The following is a 23,950-nucleotide window of genomic DNA, read 5'->3' on the forward strand; positions in this document are numbered from 1 at the left end:
CAAAGATATTGCTTATTTTAAAGATTCTAAACAATTTTGTTTTAAGTCTTCTTTTATTTTAACATTTAAAAACATATAAGTTATCATATGTAAAGGAATTCCTAATATTAAAAGTAATAGCTTAGGTTTTTTCTCTTGCATATTTATATGCTTATAGAATTTGAATGTATTAACTAATGATTTTATATAGTAAATTATAAATAAGAGAAATGAACCAATACTAATTTTTATAGAAACATCAGCTACAGATGGTAGTTTGTTATTTTTACAAACAAAGAAAAGTACCAATAAAACAATAGCAATACCATATAAAACAACAGCAAACTTGGAGTATTTTTTATAACCCTTAGCTAAAGCTTGAGATATCTCATAACCTTTATCGATTGTTATGCCTTTTTCACGTAATTGATCTATTGAAACACCATTAGTATTTAAAATATTAAGAGCTTCATATCTGGTTCCTTCTCCATGTCCAAGCGTTTTATAGTTTTGAATAAGGTCTATTAATGCTTCATGCTTATATGATGATAAGAATTTATAGTCTACACTGTCTTTTTCTTTTATCTTAAATATTTTCTTTAGAGGTACAGTAATAGAACCAAAAGATACTAAACCTTTATCGGCGGTAGCTCTCTTTGTTAAAAAGACACCCAGAGGTAACATAATAAGGGTAGAAAACCAACTGGCGAGTATAGGATTGAAGCTTCCGTTTTTAGCACTATTAATAGCAAAAATACCAATAAAGTGATAGCTTAAAAATAAAATTATGGCTATAACCATGGGTAATCCAATGCCCCCTTTGCGTATTAGAGCACCTAATGGAGCACCTACAAAAAACAAAATTATACAAGCAAAACCTAATGCAAATTTTTCGTGAAGTGAAATAATATGTCTATTCAACCATGCTTTTTGTGTTTTTCTAGTGTTTTCTTTAGATGTGATAACTTGTTTTGAACTCTTCATGGCTTTTGCTACGGCATCAACTAATTCTAATTTGTCTTTAGTACTAAAAATATCTAAAAGATATTTTGGAGCAATAATAGAGTCATTAACAATTTCTTTTTTATCTACAGGCTTTAAAAGTCCAGATCTTAGATGTAAATTTTTAGAAAATGATTCATAATCAGACTCACTTTTTATAATAAGAGAGTCAATAGTTTTAGTCAAACCAATAACATCTAACATGTTGTATTTATCGGTTTTCGATTGTTCATCAAAATCGACTTTATTAAGCTGAGATAAATCTATATTAATAATCTTTTTTTCGAATGCACTTTTTATAAAAGGTTTTCTCTTTTTAGCTTTTGAATCTTTTGGATATTCATCTCTATAAAAATAGCCATCGAGTAAAATAAGTTTTAAAACATCTGAGTTTTTTTCACTAAAAAGCTCTCCTTTTTTAGATATTATCGTCGTCTGGTTTCTTCTTCCATCTACAGATTTAAGATGGATAATTACATCCTCTAAATATTGCCCTCGGTCACCACTTTTCTTTTTTACTTTTATGTTATAGGGGGTAGATTCTATTTGATTAAATTGCCCCTCGGCAATAGCCATACTAGGTTTTACTTTTGCTATATTTCTACGTAAGTTATAAGAGTTTAGTTCAGCCCAAGGAATCACATTATTTGAAAAGAAAAATGTAGTAGTTGCTAAAATGACAATAAAAATACTGAGACCAGACATAGCACGTTGTAAAGAAATCCCTGTAGATTTCATGGCTGCGAATTCATAGTTTTCTGCAAAGCTACCAAATACCATAATAGAAGATAATAGTATAGTAAGAGGTAATACCAGCGGTATTAATTTGGGCATAAAGTAGACTAAAAACTTTACTATAATCATAATATCAAGTTCCTTGCCAGCAAGTTCTTTTATATACAACCAAATAGTTTGTAAAATAAATATCAGCATGAGTATAAGAAACACGCTGATAAAAGTTTTAAGGTATGAGGTAATTATGTAACGGTCTAATATTTTCATCTGATCAAACTTATTGTTTTTTATAGTAAGATTCAGCATTTATATGATAATCCTTGTAGGTGATTAAATTTTTAGTCATAAATGTTTTAAACATATAAATTTTACTAATAAATTGTTTAACAAGCTAATTCAAAAAAATTAAGAGCACATGCATAAACAGCATTCTTATTTTTTTTATAAAGTTTGTTAAATACCTAATCTAATTTGTTGATGTAATAATCTTTATATTTATTAGCATCAAAGGTAAATAAGGTTTTTGATAAAGGCGTATTCGTTTTAAAAGAATTAACAGTAAGTGTGGTTTTTGTACCGTTTTTACCAACTTGAATTAAATTATAGATGTGTTTAGTTTGCGCATCAATACCCAAAAGAATATTCTTAATTTCAGAATTAGAATCAATTGGTGTAAGCTTTACATATTGAATTTTTCTGCCTTTTATATTTTGTTCAATATCTAAGTTATACATATAACCATCTTCATAAAAAGAGAGCATCTTACTTGGTGTTATAGCATCATTTTCATCATTAATTAGAGAAGAAATCGTTACTTCTTCGTCTTCAGGACTAATTGAATAAAGTGCTTTTCCGTCGAATAAGCGTGTCACTCCAAGAATATTTAATCTGTACTTATCACCTTGCATTACAACATCTCCCTTAGTTTCTTGTTTGATGTTCTCTGCAACATTCTCTAATGTATATTTAAAATCTAAAGAAATATTATCATAGCTTTTTACTTTTTTTGAAACTTCATTTAGTAAGGCTTTTCCTTTATTTTGAGAAAATCCAGTTAAGCTAATAGTAATACATAATATGGTTATAAAGTTTTTAATCGTCATAGTGTTGTTCTAAATAAGTTATATTTCGTTTTCTAAATGTTGATCTAAAGCTATTAAATCTGGAACTAAAACTTGTCTTGCTTTACTACCTTCAAAAGGTCCAACTATTCCTGCGGCTTCTAATTGATCAATTAATCTACCAGCTCTATTATAACCTAATTTTAATTTTCGTTGTAATAATGAAGCAGAACCTTGTTGAGCTGTTACAATAACAATAGCAGCGTCTTTAAATAGTTTATCTCTATCGGAGATGTCTATATCAAGACTTGTGCCACTTTCTTCTCCAACATACTCAGGAAGTAAATAAGCTTCAGGATATGCCTTTTGAGAACCAATAAAATCTGTAATTTTTTCAACCTCGGGTGTGTCTACAAAGGCACATTGTACACGAATTAGATCATTTCCTTGTGTATATAGCATATCACCTCGACCAATAAGTTGATCTGCTCCAGAACCGTCTAAAATAGTACGTGAATCAATTTTTGAAGTTACTCTAAAAGCAATACGAGCAGGGAAATTTGCTTTTATAATACCAGTAATTACATTTACAGATGGACGTTGTGTAGCAATAATAAGATGAATACCAATGGCACGAGCTAATTGAGCTAAACGCGCAATAGGTGTTTCAACTTCCTTTCCAGCAGTCATTATTAAATCTGCAAACTCATCAACAACTAAAACTATATATGGTAAAAATTGATGGCCATCATTGGGGTTTAATTTACGAGCTTTAAATTTTGCGTTATATTCGGCTAAATTTCTACATAGTGCATTTTTAAGTAGCTCATAACGGTTATCCATTTCAATACACAAAGAGTTTAATGTATTGATAACTTTAGTGTTATCTGTGATAATGGCATCTTCGCTATCTGGTAATTTTGCTAAGTAATGACGCTCAATTTTATTAAAAAGTGTTAGTTCTACTTTTTTAGGATCTACTAAAACAAATTTAACTTCTGCAGGATGTTTTTTATAAAGTAATGATGTTAAAACAGCATTTAATCCAACAGATTTTCCTTGTCCTGTAGCACCAGCCATAAGTAAGTGAGGCATTTTAGCTAAATCTACTACGAAGGTTTCATTGCTAATTGTTTTTCCTAAAGCAATAGGAAGTAACATGTCTGATGTTTGAAACTTTTTTGAAGCAATTACAGAGCGCATAGATACAATGGTAGAGTTATTATTTGGTACTTCAATACCAATAGTACCCTTACCTGGTATAGGCGCTATAATACGAATACCAAGAGCAGAAAGAGACAATGCAATATCGTCCTCTAAATTTTTAATTTTTGAAATTCTAACACCTGCTTCTGGTACAATTTCATATAATGTAACTGTTGGTCCTATGGTTGCTTTAATGCTAGAAATACCTATTTTATAGTTGTTTAAAGTTTCAACAATTTTATTTTTATTCTCTTCAAGTTCTTCTTGATTTATAGTGATACCTTCTGTATCGTATTTTTTTAATAAATCTAATGTTGGAAATTGGAATTTTGCTAATTCTAGAGTTGGGTCGAATTGTCCAAAATCTTCTACCAATTTATTAGCTAAATTATCAGTTTCAGATTGTTCTTCTGGAACTTCTTTTACTTCCATTTCTAAAATAGATAAATCTTCTTCCTCTTCTTGTGCTACTTTTACCTCTAGAGTCGCTATGCTTACATCAGCTTTAACTTTTACTTCCTTTTTTACTGGAGTCTTATTATTCTCTAAAGGTACTTCAATAGTGGACTTAATGGCTTCAGCTTCTTCAGATAAATTGTTATCTATAGGGACAACAAGATCGTTTTTTAATTCTGAAAATTCATTTTTTATATCCTTTTTAGCTGATTTAAAAATATTTTTAAAACTTTCAAAAGTAAATTTAAAACGAATAGCCAGATAGGTTATTAACCCAAATAAGAGCAAGAGAGAAGTTCCTATTTTTCCTATATAATCTTGTAGGTAAGTATTTAATTCATAACCAACAGTACCTCCTAAAATATCATTCTTTTTGCTAAAAAATCCTAAAAGAATAGATGCCCAAATAATAATAAATATACCCCAGAACCAGTGTTTTCTTAGTTTGGCTTTATTAATATCCATTAAAACATATACACCAGATAAGAAAATTAATCCAGAATATATAAAAGAAGCAATACCAAAGCCACGTTGAATAAAAAAGTGACTTAACCATGCTCCAAATTGACTAATCCAGTTTTGGGTTTCAGATTTTCTAGAAGGAAGAGAATTTATAACGCTTTGATCTGCTTTTCCTGTAAAAAAGAAAGAGATAAAAGCAATACAAAGTATAATACCTAAAATTATGAGAAAGCTACCTAAAACCAGTTTTTGCTGACTAGACAGCTTAAGATTAGGTTTTTTAAATTTTTTTCTAGGTGCTTTTTTAGCTTTGGGTTTGCTTTTCGCCATTAATGGTATATTGTTTTCAAATTTAAATCCTGAAATAATTTCAGGGTTGAATTGTTTTTCACAATGCAACAAAAATACAAATTACTAACGTTAACGAAACTTTATTTTAAAAAATTGCAGAGCGATAATTTCAAAACAGGAGTCAAGTCTACTATTTCTTTAAATACGAGGAAACAGCTTAATTAGTTCTATATGTATATACAGTAGTTTAAAAAATCTTGGGAATATAAATAATTAATCCAATTATTGTAGCAAAAACAGCAGCTATAAAAACGGCACCAGCAGCTATATCTTTTATTAAGCCTATTTTATTATGACGCTCTGGGTGAATAAAATTAGCAACTTCTTCAATGGCAGTATTAACACCTTCAATACTCATAACCAAACCAATGGCTAACATTTGTATAATCCATTCGTTTGAAGAAATATTAAAAAAGAATCCTGTTCCTGTAACCAGTAGTGCAATTACAAATTGAATTTTAATACTAGATTCTGTTTTTAGTAATAAAACAGCACCTTTAAAAGCGTATCCTACGCTTTTAAGGCGGTTAACTAAGAAGGATTCTTTTTTAGACATTTTTGTGAGGCTAAACTAATAAAATGTTATGAATATAAAGCTTCTAATGCAGCTTTGTAGTTTGGTTCATCAACAATTTCTGGAACTTGCTCTGTGTATAATATAGTACCGTTCTCGTCTAAAACTATAACAGATCTAGAGTGTAATGTTTCTAAAGGACCATCAATAAAATCTAAACCATAAGCTTTACCAAATTCTCCAGTTTTATAGTCAGATAAGCTAATGACATTATCTAAACCTTCAGCACCACAAAAACGTGCATGAGCAAATGGTAAATCGTGAGAAATACAAAGCACTTTAGTGTTTTCTAATTCGCTAGCTTCTGTATTAAATTGTCTAACAGACTGCGCACATGTTCCAGTGTCTATACTAGGAAAAATGTTTAATACCACTTTACTACCAGAAAAATCACTTAAACTTTTAGATGATAAATCGTTTGCTGTTAATGTAAAGTCTGGAGCTTTAGTTCCAACTTTTGGTAAGTTTCCTGATGTATTTATTGCATTTCCTTTTAAAGTAACTGTTGCCATTTTTTCGGTTTTATATTGAAAGTTAAAAATAGACATTATACTTATAAGTTATCTAATTAATAAAGCACAAATTTCCTTTATTAAAATAATAAATATTTATTGATTTTTTTTTTACTATAGCAAAAACTTATAATAAAATAAGGACAATCAATTTTTTATACGTTGAGTTGGCTTCATAATTTATTAATTTTAAGGAATAAATAAATTAAAAAACTAAAACTATGGATAATAACAGTCATATGAGTGGTGATGCTAATAAATGCCCGTTTATGGGAGGTACTCAAAAAAAAAGTGCAGGAAATGGTACAAGAAATAGAGATTGGTGGCCAAATGAGCTAAAACTAAATATACTTCGTCAAAATGCAATAAAGTCTAACCCTATGGGAGAGGATTTTAATTATGTTAAAGCATTTAATAGTATTGATTTTCCTAGACTAAAACAAGAAGTTATAGATTTAATGACAGACTCCCAAGATTGGTGGCCTGCAGATTATGGAAATTATGGACCATTAATGATTCGTATGGCTTGGCATAGCGCAGGTACATATCGTGTTGGTGATGGTCGTGGTGGAGCAAGTTCTGGAACACAACGTTTTGCTCCTCTAAACAGTTGGCCAGATAATGGGAATTTAGATAAAGCACGTTTATTATTGTGGCCAATTAAAAAGAAGTATGGGAAAAAACTGTCTTGGGCAGATTTAATGATTTTGGCAGGAAATTGTGCATTGGAATCTATGGGATTTAAAACATTTGGCTTTGCAGGTGGTCGAGTAGATGTTTGGGAACCAGAACAAGATATTTATTGGGGTGCAGAAACAGAATGGCTAGGTAATAAAGTACGTTATGAAGATGGTGAACTGGAAGGTCATTTAGGAGCTACTCACATGGGATTAATTTACGTGAATCCAGAGGGACCTAACGGAAAGCCTGATCCATTAGAATCTGCTCGCCATATGAGAGAAACATTTAGACGTATGGCTATGAACGATGAAGAAACTGTAGCGCTTACAGCTGGAGGTCATACTTTCGGTAAAGCTCATGGAGCTGCAAATCCTGATGAATATGTTGGTGCAGAACCGCATGGAGCTTCTATAGAAGAAATGAGTACAGGATGGAAGAATAGTTTTGGAACAGGAGTACTTGATGATACAGTTACAAGTGGGCTTGAGGGTGCTTGGACACCTAATCCGATACAATGGGATCATGATTTTTTTAACGTTTTATTAAATTATGATTGGGAGTTAACAAAAAGTCCTGCAGGGGCAAGTCAATGGACGCCAACAAAAGAATCTCAAGCTAGAATGGCTCCAATGGCTGGCGATGCATCAAAAAAACAAGCATTAATGATGACTGATGCAGATATGGCATTAAAATTAGATCCAGAATATTTAAAAATATCTAAGCACTTTCAAGAAAATCCAAAAGAGTTAGAAGAAGCTTTTGCTCGTGCTTGGTATAAATTAACACATCGAGATATGGGACCTATATCTCGTTATTTAGGACCAGAAGTTCCTAAAGAAGAATTATTATGGCAGGATCCTGTTCCTGTTGTTGATTATAAGCTAAGTGATGCTGATATTATATCATTAAAGAATATGATTTTTGCTTCTGGCTTAAATGTATCACAATTGGTAACTACTGCTTGGGCTTCTGCGTCTACATATAGAGGCTCAGATATGCGAGGAGGAGCTAATGGTGGTCGTATTCGTTTAGCACCTCAAAAAGATTGGACAGTTAATAACCCTAAAGCATTAGAAAAAGTTCTAGATGTTTATTATGGTATTCAAAAAGACTTTAGTGGAACAATCTCAATTGCAGATTTAATAGTTTTAGGAGGTTCTGTTGGTATTGAGCAAGCTGCTAAAAAGGCAGGAAGTGATATAAATGTACCTTTTGTAGGAGGCAGAGGAGATGCTTCTCAAGAACAAACGGATGTAGAATCTTTTACTCATTTAGAGCCTCTTGCAGATGGTTTTAGAAACTATATAAAATCGAACATAAAAATTGCTGCCGAAGATTTACTTATAGATCGTGCAAATTTATTAACGCTTTCTATTCCAGAAATGACAGTCCTTATAGGTGGTTTGCGTGTGTTGGAAACTAATTATGATGGTTCTAAACATGGTGTGCTTACAGATAATGTAGGAAGTCTTACAAATGATTTTTTTAGCAATATTCTAGATTTCACTTATACGTGGAAAGCGACAACAGCTGATGATACTGTATTTGAAGGTAGGGATCGAAGAACAGGAGTCGTTAAGTTTACGGGGACTCGTGCAGATTTAATTTTTGGTTCGAATACAGAGTTAAGAGCAATTGCTGAAGTTTATGGAGCTGATGATGCTCAAGAAAAGTTTATAAGTGACTTTGTTGCTGCATGGACTAAAGTGATGAACTTAGATCGTTTTGATCTTAATTAATTTTATATTATTTAATGTTATAGAAAATAATGAGCTAGTTGAAATTGAGATAAGTATGTTTTTATACTTGTCTCAATTTTTTATTAGTATGAAATTATTTTTAAAAATATTAGATTTAATTGGTACGAAAGAATAAAAGTATGAATAAAATAGACCGTTTTTTTGATGCTATTCGTTCAAATGAAAATGAACAGGTAGCACTTATGTTAAAATCAAACCCGGAATTAATAAACTCAAAAGATTCTAGAGGTTTTACTCCTTTAATTTTTGCTTCTTATTTTGATAAAGATACTATAGTGGAAACATTGTTAGAAAATAATGCATTAATTGATGCTAGGGATGCATCTGGAAATACAGCGCTAATAGGGGTTTCTTTTAAAGGGAATAGCTTATTAGCTAGACGTTTTATAGAAAACGGTGCAGATATTAATGCTAAAAATGGTAGCAGTGTAACGCCTATTACATTTGCATCTATGTATAATCAAAAAACTATTGTAGAATTATTACTTGATCATAACGCTGATAAGACTATTAAAGATAGTCAAGGTAAAACAGCTATAGATTATGCTAGAGAAAAAGGATTTGATACTATTGTTACTTTATTAAATGATTAGTTTTCATTTCAAGTATTTTTGTGTAATAAATGTCAGGACGAGACAATTTTAAAATAGAAAAACCACTTCAATTGAAGTGGTTTTTTATCATACTATTATTTCTTTTCTATTTATCTATAGAACCCATGACACGTTTCATAAAACTATTTAAAGCTTCTTTTTGCGGTGTACCTTCTTTAATCGTTTTATTGACTTCAATGGCACCATACATATTAGAGATTAATTCTCCAATAACGTCAAGTTCTTCATCTTTAAGAGAAGGTATTTCGGTTAAAGCTTCTAAAGTTTCAATAGTTTCAACAATGTAATCTTCATCATTTTTTGCTATAAACTGTGTTAAGTGTTTTATTACTGGTAATTTCATAGAAATTTTTTTTAATTTCCGTTCTTATATATTCTTTTTTAGAATAAACTTTATAAGGAAACTTCTAGTTTATAATACTTCGTCAACTAATTCTTTTAAAACGTCAAATTTGTTAGTCTGTACTTGATTAACAAAAGCACCGTCTTTAAAAGTAGCAAAAGTTGGTAAATTGTCAACTGTAGCTAATTGTCTCGATTCAGGAAATTTTTCCGCGTCAGCGATAATAAAAGTTATGTTTTCTAACTCTGAAGCTAATTTTTTAACTTTAGGTTTCATAATACGACAGTTACCACACCATGTTGCAGAATATTGTACTACAACAGTTTTGTTATTGGAAACGAATTCACTTAAATTATCTTGACTTAATTCTTGTATCATGATTTTAAGACTAGTTTACGTGAGCAGCTAAATATTCAGCAGTTCCTTTTGCATTAGGAGCCATAGCTGTTTTTCCTTCTTCCCAGTTGGCAGGACAAACCTCACCGTTTTCTTGTACATGCGTTAAAGCATCAACTAAACGAATGTATTCATTTACATTTCTACCTAATGGCATATTGTTAATACTTTCGTGTTGTACAATACCGTTTTCATCTATAATATAAGTCGCTCTATAAGTTACGTTGTCTCCTTCTACTTGAACAGTACCAGTTTCTTCATCAAAAGTTTCATTGGTAATATCTAAAATACCTAAGATGCTAGATAAGTTTCTGTTGCTATCAGCAAGAAGTGGGTAAGTAACACCTTCTATACCACCATTATCTTTTCCAGCACTTAACCATGCAAAGTGAACTTCTGGTGTATCACAAGATGCACCAATTACAATAGTATTACGTTTTTCAAATTCTGGTAATGCTGCTTGAAATGCGTGTAATTCTGTAGGGCAAACAAATGTAAAATCTTTAGGGTACCAAAAAAGTACTACTTTTTTCTTGTTTTTTACTGCTTCTTCTAGAACGTTTACTTTAAAAGTATCGCCCATTTCATTCATTGCGTCTACGTTTAAATCTGGAAATTTTTTTCCTACTAATGCCATTTGTGTTTTCTTTTATAATTAATGATTAAATTTTCGAAAGCACAAAAATACATACTAAACTAAAGGTTTTAATAGGAATAAAATCTTTAATTCTTATTGAATAATAGATTTAAACTATGTGATCTGATTTTTAGATAATTAGATCTTATTTTGAAGATTTTAATTGTTTGATTTTAATATTTAAACCAGCAAAAAGAAGTGTCATAAAAGGACTTAAAATACTAAAAAACAGATAAGGTATATATGCAGTTGCTCCTGCATAACCAAATAATACTTTAGAATGATATGCGCCGCAAGTATTCCAAGGAATTAAAACTGAGGTCACTGTGCCAGAGTCTTCAAGAGTTCTGCTTAAATTTTCAGGAGCTAAGCCTTTATCTTGGTAGGCTTGTTTAAACATTTTTCCAGGAACAACTAAAGCTAAATATTGATCTGAAGCAGTAAGGTTTAATGCTAAGCAGCTAGCTACTGTACTTGCAAATAAGCCAAATGTAGTTGTTGCTAAATTTAATAAGGATTTTGTAATTCTAGATAATGCACCTATAGCATCCATGACACCTCCAAAAACCATTGCACATACTATCAACCAAATGGTGCCTAGCATACCTTTCATTCCTCCCGCGGTAAATAAATCGTTTAATTCTGGACTAGTAGTTTTAACAACTGTATCTACAGTTAGAGCATTCATAATGCCTTGGTATCCAGATTGAAATGTTAATGAATCTGCTCCAGCAATTTTTACAACAATATCAGGTTGTGCAATTAATGCAGCGGTTCCTCCAAGTAAAGATCCTGTTAATAAGGCGATTAACGGCGGAGTTTTCTTTACAATCATTATAATAACTAAAGCGGGAACGATAAATAGCCAAGGACTTATATTAAAAGCACCTTTTATAGCAGATAGTTTATCATCTATTTGTGGCGTACCAGTTGTATCTATGTTTAGTCCTATTATAATAAAAATAATAAGCGTTATTGCTATTGTAGGTATTGTGGTTAATGACATGTATTTAATATGGCTGAATAATTCACCACCAGCCATAGCAGGGGCTAGGTTTGTTGTATCACTAAGAGGTGACATTTTATCTCCAAAGTAAGCCCCAGATAAAACAGCTCCAGCTGTCATGCCAACCGATATACCCAATGTTTCTCCAATACCTACAAGAGCAATACCAACAGTAGCAGAAGTTGTCCAAGAACTACCTGTCGCTATTGATATTATAGAACATATAATTACACATGCTGCTAAAAATATAGTTGGATTTAATATCTGTAAACCATAATAAATCATAGTTGGTATAATACCACTAATTAACCAAGTTCCAGCTAATGAGCCTACCATTAAGAGTATTAATAATGCACCAGTTGTAGATTTTATATTTTCTGCAACTTCTTCAAGCATTCTATCGTAAGATACTTTATTCCTAAAGCCAACAATTGCAGCAACTGCAGCTCCTAGTAACAAGACAAATTGATTACTACCACTTAAGGCATCATCTCCATAAACGTATATGTTATAAGCTAACATACTAACTAAAGCAAATACAGGAATTAATGCTTCCCAAATATTTAGCTCTTTATTATCAATAATTTTTTGATTTTCTATATTTATTTCAGAGATATTGCTTTTGTCTTGCATTTATTTTTAATTTAATCCTGTAATGTTACGATAATCTTATTTTTTGAACAAATAAGAGGCGTATCTTTTTTGTGTTAAAAAAAATGCCTTTAGTCGAAAAATTGTTAAATTATATAAAATAATGTGACTTTTTATACTTAATTATGTGTCATAGGGGTAATCAAACCATATTTATCAATTTTACCCTAAAACAAAATGACATATTTTATTTATTTAAATCTTTTTGAAATTTTTATTTTTTCACTAACAAGTTTTGCGTATCGTTTTAATACTAATGGAATGGTATTAAACTTTAAACCTATTAAAAACACCATGATAAAACCATTAATATTTGATAATTTCAATTATATGGAGGGCGCATTTATGCCTAGGAAAACCAATAATTTTAATAGGCATAAGGAGAAAATAAAGCTTGAAGATATAGAGATTATTTTGAAACTTAAAAAGTATAATGAACAACTGATTTGGAGTTTAAAAACTCTGGAATATATTTCATTTATAGAAGTTAATTCGGTAACTAAAGATAATCTAGATCAGTTATTTGAAATTTTAAATTTAAAAACTAATATCCAGCGTGATGTGATTGAAATTACGAAAAAAGTAAGTTATTATAAATCATTTCAAAATAAAATAAGACGTACTTAGTATTAGTTGTATTTTTATCCATTATATATGGATTCATTAACTCAGATTGTTTTAGGAGCTGCTTGTGGAGAAGCAGTTTTAGGAAATAAAATAGGTAATTGAGCTTTGTTGTTTGCAGCTATTGGGGGAACTGTGCCAGATTTAGATGTCTATTTTGGAAGTTTACTTTATAATAACGAAATTGATGCAATGCTTTTTCATAGAGGCTTTATGCATTCTATTTTATTTTCTGTTTTAGGAGCATTTCTTTTTGGTTGGTTAGTACATAAATTATATAATTCAGGTAAACGTTTGCATTCCACTACTCAAAAGGATTGGATAAGTTTATTTTTCTGGTCACTATTTACGCATCCTATTTTAGATTGTTTTACACCTTATGGAACGCAATTATTTGCGCCTTTTAGTAGTTATAGAGTGGCTATAAATAATATAGCGGTTGCAGACCCTATATACACACTTCCTTTTCTTATTTGTATGATTGTTTTGATGTTTTTTAATAGAGCATCAAATAAAAGACGTTTTTGGTTGAATTTGGGGTTAGGAATAAGTTCTGCTTATATGCTATTTACTTTAGGGAATAAGCTATATGTTGATACTATTTTTAAGAAGTCTTTGGTGGAAAATAATATTCAGTTTAAAAGATATAGTAGTCAGCCATCTATTTTGAATAATATATTATGGTTTGGTGTTGCTGAAACCGATACATCATATGCGGTAACTAATTATTCCTTATTTGATACTAAAAATAGATTTTTAAATTTTAAACTAATCTCTAAACAGCGAGATTTAAAGCCTTCGGAATTTAAGGATATTGAAGAGTTATCATCGTTTAGTAATGGTTATTATAGTGTTTACAAGATTACTGAAAATGAATATGAGTATAATGATTTGCGTTATCCGCTTTTAGATGGAGAAAATTCAAATACGTCTATATTTAGTTTGTCTTTGTATAAGGAAGAAAAAAGACTTAACATGAAGCCTTTCGAACCAAATTTTGATGATTTTGGAGAGGTTATATCTAGACTTTGGAAGCGTTTAAAAGGAATTTAGAATGCTTGGTTTATAAAAACAGTGTTTTATTTATTTTGAAATAGAAGAAACTGTATAATAAGTATGATTTATTAGGAAAGTGAGATGTTTTAATTACAATCCAATTTTAACATGACTAGAAAGGAGGACATCTAGTCATGTTGATATAGGGAAAAACAATAATAGTATTTGTTAATTACATTCTTTTTCGATTTGATTAAGATGTAAAATTCCAATTTTAACCATACATTCTTTCATCATTTGGTAAGTACGTTTAATATCTGCATCCAGACCAATAGAAAAACGAATTAAGCCATCACTTAAGCCCATTACTTTTTGTTCTTCTTCGGGTATTTCTGATGATGTCGAAGACCCAGGTGCACTAAATAATGTTTTGTAAAAACCTAAGCTAACTGCTAAATATCCTAAATTTTTATCTTGCATCATTTCCATAAGTTCATTAGCTTTTTCTAAAGAACCAGCATCGATAGTTAGCATACCTCCAAAACCATATTGTTTGTTCATCATGCTTTTAAAGAGATTATGAGAAGGATGCGATTTTAGCCCTGGATATACCGTTTTTAAACCATCGTTTTCAAATTTTTCGGCTAAAAACATGGCATTTTTGCTATGTTTTTGCATCCTAATGTGTAATGTTCTTAAGTTTTTTAAAATAGATGAAGCTCTTAAGCTATCCATAGTCGACCCTAAAAGCATACAAGCTCCGTTGTTTACATTACGTAAATCGTTTATAAATTCTTGAGTACCGCAAACGACGCCACCAACAGTATCACTTGATCCATTTATAAATTTTGTTAAACTATGTATAACAATATCTGCTCCTAAAATAGCAGGTGAAATGGACAATGGTGAAAACGTATTATCTACTACTAATTTTAAATCATGTTTTTTTGCTATATCTGCTAAACCTTTAATATCTGCTATTTCTAATAATGGGTTGCTTACAGACTCACAGTACAGTACTTTAGTGTTTTCTGTAATAGCAGCTTCGACAGCATCAAGTTTTGTAATATCTACGAAAGATGTTTTAATGTTAAACCTAGGGGTGAAATTTTTTAAAAAGGCATAAGTTCCACCGTAAATAGTTCTACTAGATACAATATGATCATTGGCATCACAAAGCTGTAAAAGAACAGGGGTAATAGCTCCCATACCAGAAGCAGATACATTTGCCGTTTCTGTACCTTCCATAGCGGCTAAAGCCTCACCAAGATATAAATTAGAAGGTGTAGTATGACGAGAATATAGGTAACACCCGTCTGCATTACCTTCAAAAGTATCGAACATGGTTTTTGCAGATAAAAAGGTATAGGTAGATGAATCTGATATAGAAGGATTCACGCCTCCAAATTCTCCAAAGTATTGCAAGTCTTGTATATTGTTTGCGGGTTCTAAAGCCATAATTATTGTTTTTTTAATATTAAACCTGCCCCATTTTTAGGATGTGGTTAAACAAAATTCAGAATAACTAGATTAAAAAACAATTGATATAATTATATGTAGAAAATAAAACTATTTATGTGTATTTTTTTAGATTTTTTTATGTATATTTTATGAAAAGCATATGTTTTAATGAAAAATTTTCAATTATGATATTTGATAAAACAGACAAGAAGTTATTAGAATATCTTCAAAAGGACAGTAAACAAACTAATAAAGAATTGTCTAATAAACTTAATCTTTCTGTTACAGCAGTTTATGAGCGAATTAAAAAACTTGAAAAGGAAGGGTTTATTAATGGCTATACAGTATTAGTTAATAAAGAAAAAATTGATAGGAATTTTGTGGTTTTTTGTCATATTAAACTAGTAAAACATAGTCAAGACTATGTAGTTAGTTTTGAAAAAGAAGTAACAAAATTAAATGAAGTACTAGAATGTTATCATATTAGTGGAGATTACGACTATTTACTAAAAGTTTTAGTGAAAGATATAGCCGCTTTTAGAGAATTTATGGTAAAAAAGTTAACCACAATTAATCATATTGGTAGTACGCATAGTATGTTTGTAATTAATGAAGTAAAGCATACACATATTATAGGGTTTTAAATAGAGGTTGCTAATAAAAAAGGAATATATTTATAAATTATTAAAGACATGATGGAATCCACAGCTTATAAATTAACAGAGTTCTTTATAATTTTCATCATAATACCTATTAGTTTTACTATAAATTATTCTCCTTGGCTAAAATTGGCTATTGGTTTTATAGGGTTCATTTATATTGTTTATGTGTTATTAAAAGTTGAAAAAGAAAAAATAAAAATAGCTCCAAATTTAAATTGGAAATTTTTCTGGAAAGAAACCATGATTAAGTTATTAGTTATTGTTATTCTTACAGTTTTTTTTGTTTTTATAACAGATAAACCTGCGCTTTTTAATGTTTTATTAAATAAACCCAAATTATGGGTGCTTATACTATTTATATATAGCTTCTTTTCAGTTTATCCTCAAGAGTTAATTTATAGGACTTTATATTTTAAGCGTTACAGAAGTCTATTTAAAGATAACACACTCTTTATTTTTGTAAATGCTATAGTATTTGCCTTAGCTCATTTGTTTTTTAGAAACACTTTAGTACTTGCATTAACTTTTTTAGGAGGAGTGTTATTTGCAGTAACCTTTAATAAAACAAAATCTACACTTTTAGTATCTATTGAACATGCTATTTATGGTTGTTGGTTATTTACTGTGGGTATGGGAGAAATGCTAGGTTTTCCTGCATAAATACCTGACGAAATTTGTGTAAAACATATAAAATCTTACGTGAGTTAAATATTTTCTCTATTTTTGATCGCTATTATTTATTAACCTAAACTAACAAAAGGGATGAAAAAATTAATTTACATTATTTTAGGGATTATTATTGGTGCGTTAGGTATGCATTATTTTAGTCCAAAAGAATTTGAATTAGATGATTATAAAACTGAATTTGGCGATTTTGAGAAAGGCACTAAAAAACCAAGAGGAGTCATTAAAAAAGAATATGCCGAGGCGTTAAGTAAAAACTGGACCAAGTATAGAAAACCAGCAGTGGACTCTTGTGCTGCAATGGGAGGACACAAACAAGACGATCGTTCTGTGTGGTGGTCTGCTAAAGAAATTAGAAACTATTTAAGATATTCTAGAAAACAAGCCGATAGCTTAAATTATAAAATTACAGGATACCGCGTATATTTAGGTGTTTATGGAGAAGAAGCTGGCTCTGCAAAATGTGATTTAACAACGATGTTTATGGTGCCAACTGGTATTAAAAAGAAAAATGGAAAACAAGATATTATGACTAATAATTTTGCTCCATTAACCATGCAAAATCGCCGAGATTTACCTATAGGTCCTTTGAATGATGGTTCTGGAGGACAAGGCTCGTATCCTTGATTAAAATAATCGAGTGTTTTTATTTTTAGGAGTTATTATTATTTTATGAATGATTTTTTATTACAATATAATAGATTAATTACTTCTTGTATTGAAGCTTTTGCAGCCATAGTTGGTTTGTTTGTATTAAAAAAATATGTAAATACGCCTGCTAAATATTTTATTTATTTTTTAGTTTACCTTTTAATTTGTGATTTTATTGGTAACTACGTAAAATATATTGATAATGATGGTTTATTTGGTTTTTTAAAAGGAACCAAACTAGTAAAAAACTTTTGGTGGTCTACATTGTTTTGGAAAATAGGTGCTATAATATTTTTTGTGTTTTATTATCATAAGGTTATACAAACAGATTTATTTAAAGCAATAATTAAATATTCAGGCTATAGTTTTCTTGTATTTTCATTTACCTATATTACCTTACATTGGGAAGAGTATTTTATTCGTTTTTTTCCTATTATTAGCATTTTAGGAGCAGTAATTATATTTTTATGTACAGTATTTTATTTTATTGAAATATTACAGAGTGAAAGGATATTAACTTTTTATAGATCTTTAAATTTCTATATTAGTTTTGCGGTGTTTATTTGGTGGCTTATAATAACACCTTTAGTGTTCTATGATATTTATAATTCCCATAAAGATTTATATTTTATTTTTTTAAAATGGGAAATTTATTTATTTGCTAATATCTTCATGTATTCAACTTTTACATTTGCTTTAATATGGTGCAGACCTCAGAACGATTAGCTAGCACAGCTGCAGAACGGTATTTACTAGTATATATGATAGCTGTATTGGTTATTGTTACCTCGTTAGTTATTGTGTTTTTTGTAGTGTTTTTAAAACGTAAAAATAAAATACTTTTAGATAAAGTAAAGCAACAACAGGCTTTTGAGGCTGAAATTGCTCAAGCACAAACAGAAACTCAAGAACAGACCTTAAAGAATATTGGCTGGGAGTTACATGATAATGTAGGTCAATTATTGTCTTTTGCAAGTATGCAATTAAGTATATTAAAAATGCAGGTGGCAGACGATGTTAAAGATAAGTTTAAAGATACTTCTGATGCGCTTAAAGATAGTTTATCTGAAGTGCGCTCACTTTCAAGAACCTTAAATAACGAAGTGGTTTTAAATATTGGTTTTGAAAAATCAATTACCAATGAGTTAAACAGATTAAAAAAGATGAAATTTACATCTGCAGAACTTAAAATTATTGGCGAAAAAGTAGATTTTAAGGATAAGAAACATGAAATTATTATTTTTAGAATTCTTCAAGAGTTTTTATCAAATTCTGTTAAATATTCTGAAGCAAAAAATTTAAATATTATTTTAGATTATCAACCAGAAAATTTGGTTATTACAGCAAAAGACGATGGTAAGGGATTTAATGTAAATGAAATAGAAAAAGGTTCTGGTTTAATTAATATGAAAAGTAGAGCAACTCTAGTTAATGCTACTTTAAATTTAGCTTCTAAGCCTAACGAAGGTGTTGAGTTGACACTTTGTTATCCTCTTTATTCTTTTTTAGAGAAATAGTTTCTGTATCATTTCGAGAATATTAAGAAGTATTTTTCGTTTTTTGTCATTTCTGCGTTAGAAGAAATCACATAAGAGTAAGTTTTTTGCATTGACTCTTGTTGTGATTTGATGTATCAATCGTACCTAATTTCGATCTAAGTTAGAAGAAAAATTAAGTATAATTTATACATGCATTCCAAATAGTATCGTTAGGTAATGGGGCTTCAATATTTATAGGTTCCTTTTTTACAGGGTGTATAAACGAAATATAACGCGCATGTAAGCTTATACTAGAATCTTTATTACTTCTATCGAAACCATATTTTAAATCTCCTTTAATAGGGCTACCAATATTAGATAGTTGAGATCTTATCTGGTGATGCCTACCTGTTTCTAAATTAATTTCGAGTAAATAGTAATTATCTAATGTTTTTATTAATTTATAATGAAGAATGGCTTTTTTACTGTCTTTTATTTCTTTAGAATATGCTGAAGATTTATTGTTTTTAGGATTCTTTTTTAACCAATTGATTAAAGTATCTTCTTTTTTTGTAGGAGCATTTTTTACAAGTGCCCAATAGGTTTTTTTTATTTCTTTGGAGAGGAATAATTTGTTAAGTCTAGGTAATACCTTACTAGTTTTTGCAAAAATAACAAGACCTGTTGTTGGTCTGTCTAGCCTGTGTACAGTTCCTAAATAAACATTGCCTGGTTTATTGTATTTGTTTTTAATATATTCTTTAACAACGTCACTTAAGGGTTTGTCTCCTGTTTTATCACCTTGTACTATATCACCTGCGCGTTTATTTACGACAATAATGTGATTGTCTTCGAAAAGAACTTGTAAGTTGTTTTTATTGGAGAAGGTTTTCGACATTTTATTTTTTGAGACGAATTTTTACCTTTTACTTAAGAAAATATTCGTAGGACAATGAGGATTAATACTGTTCGTTATCATTAGGGAAATCTTGACTTTTTACATCACAAACATATTGGGAAATGGCATTAGTCATATCTTCATATAAATTTAGATATCTACGTAGAAAACGTGGATTAAATTCGTGTGTCATACCAAGCATATCATGTAATACTAATACTTGTCCATCTACGCCGTTACCAGCTCCAATACCAATAATTGGTATGTTTACGCTTTCGGCTACTTGTTTTGCTAGTTTTGCAGGAATTTTTTCAAGTACAATAGCAAAACAACCAACACGTTCAAGCATTTTAGCATCTTGTATAAGTCGTATAGCTTCTTCTTCTTCTTTAGCTCTTACGGTATAGGTTCCAAACTTATATATAGATTGTGGTGTTAAGCCTAAATGTCCCATTACTGGGATACCTGCATTTAAAATACGCTTAATAGATTCTTTTATTTCTTTACCACCTTCTAATTTTACAGAATGTGCTCCACTTTCTTTCATTATTCTAATAGCAGAACGCAAAGCTTCTTTAGGGTCGCTTTGGTAGCTTCCAAAAGGTAAATCTACAACTATTAAAGCTCTATCTATTGCCCGTATTACCGAAGAGGCATGATATATCATTTGGTCTAAAGTAATAGGTAGTGTTGTTTCATGTCCAGCCATTACATTACTAGCAGAATCACCGACAAGAATAACATCTATACCCGCACCATCAACAATTTTCGCCATGGTATAGTCGTAAGCTGTTAACATAGAAATTTTCTCTCCAGAAGCTTTCATATCTACTAATGATTTAACAGTGACGCGCTTATACTCTTTTTTAGCTAGAGACATATCTTTTTTTTATTTAAAATAGTATGTAAAAGTACTAAATTATACCAGATTTGTTTTTATAATATTATATAAATTAATTTTAACTAGTTAGATACTTAATGCTTAACTAGTATTTGATTTAAAGATGCAGAAGCAGTAAAAAGTAATGTAGACTTTATGTTGCATTTTAAGAAGATAGGCGTGATTAAATAGATTTTGTTAAATTTTTCTTTAAGTGTTAAAAAGAATGAATTGTATAATCTATTTTAGTTAAAAATCTTTGAATTATGGTACGTATTATATTGTTTTTAGTAATTATTGTAACTTCATCTATTGAGGCTCAAATTGATGAAAAAGCAGAAGTGAAAGCTGCTGTAGATACTTTTTTTGAGGGCTTTCATAAAGGAGATACTTTAATAATGAAATCTGTTATGATGGATAATATATTGTTGCAAACCGCTTATAGAAATAAAGAAGGAAAAGATATTCTGGTGACCGATGACCTTAAAAAATTATTTGATGCTATTGCTACTAGAACTAAAGACCAGAAATGGGATGAACGCTTGTTAGATTATAATATTCAGGTTGATGGCAATATGGCAAATGCTTGGACGCCTTATGAATTTTGGTTTAATGATATGTTTAGTCATTGTGGAGTGAATTCATTTCAGTTGTTTAAGGATGGAGATCAATGGAAAATTATTTACTTAATTGATACGAGACGTAAGTCTACTTGTGGGAAGTGATTTTTTGTTACGCAGAAATTATATTGTATACTTTATTACTGAATATTATAGACTGTATGATGTTTACTTTAGGATTGTGAAAGATTAAGATAGTTGTGTTAACTGAGCTAGTGACTGAAAGCTAAATATATTTAGAAAAGTTGCAAGAACTCATTTTTTTAAATTTTAGAGCAGGTAATTTTCTTATTGAAAAAAGGAAAATTGCTTATTGAGTCTTTATTTGCGCAAGGGATTGAACGGTATGTTTGAGCTCACCGACGTAGGAGGAAGCGAGTAGTGAAAGCCCGACCCTGAAGGGATGCGCCACAATTATTATTCACGATTTAATATTTTTATTGATTTTTTTGTGAAACTGTTTATTATAATTACTTATTCTAACTGATATCTGACACTGTGTCAGATATTTTTAGTTGGCATAATGATTGACTTAAATAAATCGAAATAAAAAATGAACATTCAACGCTATAAATAAAATATTATGAGTAAAATTATTGGAATCGATTTAGGAACAACCAACTCTTGCGTTTCAGTGATGGAAGGTAACGAACCAGTTGTAATTCCAAATGCTGAGGGTAAACGTACAACACCATCGGTTATCGCTTTTGTAGAAGGTGGTGAGATTAAAGTTGGTGATCCAGCAAAAAGACAAGCTGTTACTAACCCAACTAAAACAGTTTATTCTATTAAACGTTTTATGGGTAATAAATATTCTGAATCTAGTAAGGAGGCAGAACGTGTACCATATAAAGTAGTAAAAGGTGATAATGATACACCTAGAGTTGATATTGATGGTCGTTTATATACGCCTCAAGAATTATCTGCTATGATTCTTCAAAAAATGAAGAAAACTGCTGAAGATTATTTAGGTCAAGATGTTAGTGAGGCTGTTATTACTGTTCCAGCTTATTTTAACGATAGCCAACGTCAAGCTACTAAGGAAGCTGGTGAGATTGCAGGTTTAAAAGTTCGTAGAATTATTAACGAACCTACAGCTGCAGCTTTAGCTTATGGTATGGACAAAAAAGGTACAGACCAAAAAATCGTTGTTTTTGATTTTGGTGGTGGTACACATGATGTATCTATCTTAGAATTAGGTGATGGTGTATTTGAAGTATTATCTACAGATGGTGATACACACTTAGGTGGTGATGATGTTGATGAAAAAATTATTAACTGGTTAGCTGATGAGTTTCAAGCTGAAGAAAGCATGGATTTAAGACAAGATCCTATGTCTCTTCAACGTTTAAAAGAGGCTGCAGAAAAGGCTAAGATTGAATTATCGTCTTCTGAGCAAACAGAAATTAATTTACCATATATTACTGCTACTGCTAGTGGACCAAAACACTTAGTACGCACATTAACACGTTCTAAATTTGAGCAATTAATTGACGATTTAGTAAAACGTACTATCGAGCCTTGCCAATCTGCATTAAAAGCAGCTGGTTTAAGCAAAAGTGATATTGATGAAGTGATTTTAGTAGGTGGTTCTACACGTATTCCAGCTGTACAAAAAGCAGTTGAAGCATTTTTTGGAAAAACGCCAAGTAAAGGAGTTAACCCTGATGAAGTTGTATCTTTAGGTGCAGGTATTCAAGGTGGTGTTTTAACAGGAGATGTTAAGGATGTATTACTTTTAGATGTAACACCATTATCTCTTGGTATTGAAACTATGGGTAATGTATTTACTAAGCTTATTGAAGCGAATACAACGATTCCTACTAAGAAATCTCAAGTATTCTCTACTGCGGCAGATAATCAGCCTTCTGTAGAAATTCATGTTTTACAAGGAGAACGTGCTATGGCAGCAGATAATAAAACGATTGGTCGTTTTCATTTAGATGGTATTCCACCAGCACAACGTGGTACGCCACAAATTGAAGTAACGTTCGATATTGATGCTAATGGTATTATTAAAGTATCTGCTACAGATAAAGCTACAAATAAAACACAAGATATTCGTATTGAAGCATCTTCTGGTTTAACTGAAGAGGAAATCGAAAAAATGAAAGCAGATGCTGAAGCTAATGCTGAAGCAGATGCTAAAGCTGCTGAAAGTGCTAAAACTTTAAATGAAGCAGATTCAATGATTTTCCAAACGGAAAAACAATTGGCAGAGTTTGGTGATAAATTATCTGATGATAAAAAGCAACCAGTTGTTGATGCTTTAGAAGAACTTAAAAAAGCTTACGAAACTAAAGATTTAGAAGTTATAACGCCTGCTTTAGAAAAAATAAACGAAGCTTGGAAAGTAGCCTCTGAAGAAATGTACAAAGCACAAGCAGAAGCTCAAGGTGGAGCAGCAGGACCAGAAGCTGGAAATGCAGAACCTCAAGCAGAAGAAGCTAGTGATGTTGAAGATGTAGATTTCGAGGAAGTGAAATAAGTTGAAGGATACATAAAGCATGAAGTTGGAAGGCTTTAGCTAAAAATAAAAAAACGCAATCAGAAATGATTGCGTTTTTTGT

General features: G+C 30.5%; 23 protein-coding genes. 11 read left to right on the top strand and 12 right to left on the bottom strand.

Features of this window, described 5'->3' with window-relative positions:
- Nucleotides 1–12: 12 nt before the first annotated feature.
- From A8C32_RS07430 to tpx, 5 genes are all read right to left on the bottom strand, one after another.
- Entirely contained in the window at nt 13–2,022 is a 2,010-nt protein-coding gene (locus A8C32_RS07430) for an LptF/LptG family permease (protein ID WP_349267233.1), read from the bottom strand.
- 155 nt (nt 2,023–2,177) lie between these two features.
- Nucleotides 2,178–2,819, bottom strand: coding sequence for an outer membrane lipoprotein periplasmic chaperone LolA1 (gene lolA1 / locus A8C32_RS07435; RefSeq protein ID WP_093455610.1), 642 nt, complete (start codon nt 2,817–2,819; stop codon nt 2,178–2,180).
- Between the two features lie 18 nt (nt 2,820–2,837).
- Nucleotides 2,838–5,231, bottom strand: a complete 2,394-nt coding sequence (locus tag A8C32_RS07440; protein ID WP_069830184.1) for an FtsK/SpoIIIE family DNA translocase — start codon at nt 5,229–5,231, stop codon at nt 2,838–2,840.
- Between the two features lie 208 nt (nt 5,232–5,439).
- Nucleotides 5,440–5,808: a diacylglycerol kinase gene (locus A8C32_RS07445; RefSeq protein WP_069829804.1), complete on the bottom strand. Its 369-nt coding sequence runs from the start codon at nt 5,806–5,808 to the stop codon at nt 5,440–5,442.
- A gap of 26 nt (nt 5,809–5,834) precedes the next feature.
- Nucleotides 5,835–6,338 (bottom strand): thiol peroxidase, encoded by a 504-nt coding sequence (gene tpx / locus A8C32_RS07450; protein WP_069830186.1) that lies wholly within the window; start codon nt 6,336–6,338, stop codon nt 5,835–5,837.
- A 221-nt stretch (nt 6,339–6,559) separates the two neighbouring features.
- Between tpx and katG the strand changes: the two genes are divergently transcribed.
- Together katG and A8C32_RS07460 are read left to right on the top strand one after the other, a co-directional pair.
- Entirely contained in the window at nt 6,560–8,758 is a 2,199-nt protein-coding gene (gene katG, locus A8C32_RS07455; RefSeq protein ID WP_069829805.1) for a catalase/peroxidase HPI, read from the top strand.
- A 140-nt stretch (nt 8,759–8,898) separates the two neighbouring features.
- The gene (locus A8C32_RS07460; RefSeq protein WP_069829806.1) at nt 8,899–9,372 is read left to right on the top strand and encodes an ankyrin repeat domain-containing protein; all 474 of its coding nucleotides are present in this window, start codon (nt 8,899–8,901) and stop codon (nt 9,370–9,372) included.
- Nucleotides 9,373–9,478: 106 nt separating this feature from the next.
- Here the strand turns inward: A8C32_RS07460 and A8C32_RS07465 are convergent, their stop codons facing one another.
- The 4 genes from A8C32_RS07465 to nhaC form a co-directional block, all read right to left on the bottom strand.
- On the bottom strand, nt 9,479–9,736 hold the full coding sequence (locus A8C32_RS07465) for a DUF6952 family protein (protein ID WP_069829807.1): 258 nt from the start codon (nt 9,734–9,736) through the stop codon (nt 9,479–9,481).
- Nucleotides 9,737–9,805: 69 nt separating this feature from the next.
- A complete protein-coding gene (locus A8C32_RS07470; RefSeq protein WP_069829808.1) occupies nt 9,806–10,114 on the bottom strand; it encodes a thioredoxin family protein in 309 nt (102 codons plus the stop codon).
- A 10-nt stretch (nt 10,115–10,124) separates the two neighbouring features.
- The gene (locus A8C32_RS07475) at nt 10,125–10,769 is read right to left on the bottom strand and encodes a peroxiredoxin (RefSeq protein WP_069829809.1); all 645 of its coding nucleotides are present in this window, start codon (nt 10,767–10,769) and stop codon (nt 10,125–10,127) included.
- A gap of 145 nt (nt 10,770–10,914) precedes the next feature.
- Nucleotides 10,915–12,408, bottom strand: a complete 1,494-nt coding sequence (nhaC, locus tag A8C32_RS07480) for a Na+/H+ antiporter NhaC (RefSeq protein ID WP_069829810.1) — start codon at nt 12,406–12,408, stop codon at nt 10,915–10,917.
- A 195-nt stretch (nt 12,409–12,603) separates the two neighbouring features.
- On the opposite strand from nhaC, the gene A8C32_RS07485 reads away from it, so the two are divergent.
- Entirely contained in the window at nt 12,604–13,053 is a 450-nt protein-coding gene (locus A8C32_RS07485; protein ID WP_069829811.1) for a hypothetical protein, read from the top strand.
- Nucleotides 13,054–13,158: 105 nt separating this feature from the next.
- Nucleotides 13,159–14,103 (top strand): metal-dependent hydrolase, encoded by a 945-nt coding sequence (locus A8C32_RS07490; RefSeq protein WP_240491710.1) that lies wholly within the window; start codon nt 13,159–13,161, stop codon nt 14,101–14,103.
- A 171-nt stretch (nt 14,104–14,274) separates the two neighbouring features.
- Here the strand turns inward: A8C32_RS07490 and A8C32_RS07495 are convergent, their stop codons facing one another.
- On the bottom strand, nt 14,275–15,504 hold the full coding sequence (locus A8C32_RS07495) for an aminotransferase class I/II-fold pyridoxal phosphate-dependent enzyme (RefSeq protein WP_069829812.1): 1,230 nt from the start codon (nt 15,502–15,504) through the stop codon (nt 14,275–14,277).
- 188 nt (nt 15,505–15,692) lie between these two features.
- Here A8C32_RS07495 and A8C32_RS07500 point away from each other — a divergent pair, with 188 nt between their 5' ends.
- From A8C32_RS07500 to A8C32_RS07520, 5 genes are all read left to right on the top strand, one after another.
- A complete protein-coding gene (locus A8C32_RS07500) occupies nt 15,693–16,151 on the top strand; it encodes an Lrp/AsnC family transcriptional regulator (RefSeq protein WP_069830187.1) in 459 nt (152 codons plus the stop codon).
- Nucleotides 16,152–16,199: 48 nt separating this feature from the next.
- Complete coding sequence (locus A8C32_RS07505) at nt 16,200–16,829, top strand: CPBP family intramembrane glutamic endopeptidase (protein ID WP_240491711.1); 630 nt, start codon at nt 16,200–16,202, stop codon at nt 16,827–16,829.
- A 102-nt stretch (nt 16,830–16,931) separates the two neighbouring features.
- Entirely contained in the window at nt 16,932–17,480 is a 549-nt protein-coding gene (locus tag A8C32_RS07510; RefSeq protein WP_069829814.1) for a hypothetical protein, read from the top strand.
- A 45-nt stretch (nt 17,481–17,525) separates the two neighbouring features.
- The gene (locus A8C32_RS07515) at nt 17,526–18,230 is read left to right on the top strand and encodes a hypothetical protein (RefSeq protein WP_069829815.1); all 705 of its coding nucleotides are present in this window, start codon (nt 17,526–17,528) and stop codon (nt 18,228–18,230) included.
- Complete coding sequence (locus A8C32_RS07520) at nt 18,206–19,021, top strand: sensor histidine kinase (RefSeq protein ID WP_069829816.1); 816 nt, start codon at nt 18,206–18,208, stop codon at nt 19,019–19,021. Before A8C32_RS07515 ends, A8C32_RS07520 begins: the two co-directional genes overlap by 25 nt.
- Nucleotides 19,022–19,175: 154 nt before the next feature.
- Here A8C32_RS07520 and A8C32_RS07525 read toward each other — a convergent pair whose 3' ends face one another.
- Entirely contained in the window at nt 19,176–19,880 is a 705-nt protein-coding gene (locus A8C32_RS07525; RefSeq protein WP_069829817.1) for an RluA family pseudouridine synthase, read from the bottom strand.
- Between the two features lie 61 nt (nt 19,881–19,941).
- On the bottom strand, nt 19,942–20,760 hold the full coding sequence (panB, locus tag A8C32_RS07530; RefSeq protein ID WP_069829818.1) for a 3-methyl-2-oxobutanoate hydroxymethyltransferase: 819 nt from the start codon (nt 20,758–20,760) through the stop codon (nt 19,942–19,944).
- Between the two features lie 266 nt (nt 20,761–21,026).
- Between panB and A8C32_RS07535 the strand changes: the two genes are divergently transcribed.
- Complete coding sequence (locus A8C32_RS07535) at nt 21,027–21,485, top strand: nuclear transport factor 2 family protein (RefSeq protein WP_069829819.1); 459 nt, start codon at nt 21,027–21,029, stop codon at nt 21,483–21,485.
- Between the two features lie 478 nt (nt 21,486–21,963).
- Nucleotides 21,964–23,868: a molecular chaperone DnaK gene (dnaK, locus tag A8C32_RS07540; protein ID WP_069829820.1), complete on the top strand. Its 1,905-nt coding sequence runs from the start codon at nt 21,964–21,966 to the stop codon at nt 23,866–23,868.
- The last annotated feature ends 82 nt before the right edge of the window (nt 23,869–23,950 follow it).

Source organism: Flavivirga aquatica (assembly GCF_001747085.1).
Lineage (GTDB): Bacteria > Bacteroidota > Bacteroidia > Flavobacteriales > Flavobacteriaceae > Algibacter_C > Algibacter_C aquatica.

Bases quoted from the DNA above. Each gene is read 5' to 3' on its own strand.
- A8C32_RS07430 (WP_349267233.1), bottom strand. From the start codon at position 2,022: ATGCTGAATCTTACTATAAAAAACAATAAGTTTGATCAGATGAAAATA.
- lolA1 (WP_093455610.1), bottom strand. From the start codon at position 2,819: ATGACGATTAAAAACTTTATAACCATATTATGTATTACTATTAGCTTA.
- A8C32_RS07440 (WP_069830184.1), bottom strand. From the start codon at position 5,231: ATGGCGAAAAGCAAACCCAAAGCTAAAAAAGCACCTAGAAAAAAATTT.
- A8C32_RS07445 (WP_069829804.1), bottom strand. From the start codon at position 5,808: ATGTCTAAAAAAGAATCCTTCTTAGTTAACCGCCTTAAAAGCGTAGGA.
- tpx (WP_069830186.1), bottom strand. From the start codon at position 6,338: ATGGCAACAGTTACTTTAAAAGGAAATGCAATAAATACATCAGGAAAC.
- katG (WP_069829805.1), top strand. From the start codon at position 6,560: ATGGATAATAACAGTCATATGAGTGGTGATGCTAATAAATGCCCGTTT.
- A8C32_RS07460 (WP_069829806.1), top strand. From the start codon at position 8,899: ATGAATAAAATAGACCGTTTTTTTGATGCTATTCGTTCAAATGAAAAT.
- A8C32_RS07465 (WP_069829807.1), bottom strand. From the start codon at position 9,736: ATGAAATTACCAGTAATAAAACACTTAACACAGTTTATAGCAAAAAAT.
- A8C32_RS07470 (WP_069829808.1), bottom strand. From the start codon at position 10,114: ATGATACAAGAATTAAGTCAAGATAATTTAAGTGAATTCGTTTCCAAT.
- A8C32_RS07475 (WP_069829809.1), bottom strand. From the start codon at position 10,769: ATGGCATTAGTAGGAAAAAAATTTCCAGATTTAAACGTAGACGCAATG.
- nhaC (WP_069829810.1), bottom strand. From the start codon at position 12,408: ATGCAAGACAAAAGCAATATCTCTGAAATAAATATAGAAAATCAAAAA.
- A8C32_RS07485 (WP_069829811.1), top strand. From the start codon at position 12,604: ATGACATATTTTATTTATTTAAATCTTTTTGAAATTTTTATTTTTTCA.
- A8C32_RS07495 (WP_069829812.1), bottom strand. From the start codon at position 15,504: ATGGCTTTAGAACCCGCAAACAATATACAAGACTTGCAATACTTTGGA.
- A8C32_RS07500 (WP_069830187.1), top strand. From the start codon at position 15,693: ATGATATTTGATAAAACAGACAAGAAGTTATTAGAATATCTTCAAAAG.
- A8C32_RS07505 (WP_240491711.1), top strand. From the start codon at position 16,200: ATGATGGAATCCACAGCTTATAAATTAACAGAGTTCTTTATAATTTTC.
- A8C32_RS07510 (WP_069829814.1), top strand. From the start codon at position 16,932: ATGAAAAAATTAATTTACATTATTTTAGGGATTATTATTGGTGCGTTA.
- A8C32_RS07515 (WP_069829815.1), top strand. From the start codon at position 17,526: ATGAATGATTTTTTATTACAATATAATAGATTAATTACTTCTTGTATT.
- A8C32_RS07520 (WP_069829816.1), top strand. From the start codon at position 18,206: ATGGTGCAGACCTCAGAACGATTAGCTAGCACAGCTGCAGAACGGTAT.
- A8C32_RS07525 (WP_069829817.1), bottom strand. From the start codon at position 19,880: ATGTCGAAAACCTTCTCCAATAAAAACAACTTACAAGTTCTTTTCGAA.
- panB (WP_069829818.1), bottom strand. From the start codon at position 20,760: ATGTCTCTAGCTAAAAAAGAGTATAAGCGCGTCACTGTTAAATCATTA.
- A8C32_RS07535 (WP_069829819.1), top strand. From the start codon at position 21,027: ATGGTACGTATTATATTGTTTTTAGTAATTATTGTAACTTCATCTATT.
- dnaK (WP_069829820.1), top strand. From the start codon at position 21,964: ATGAGTAAAATTATTGGAATCGATTTAGGAACAACCAACTCTTGCGTT.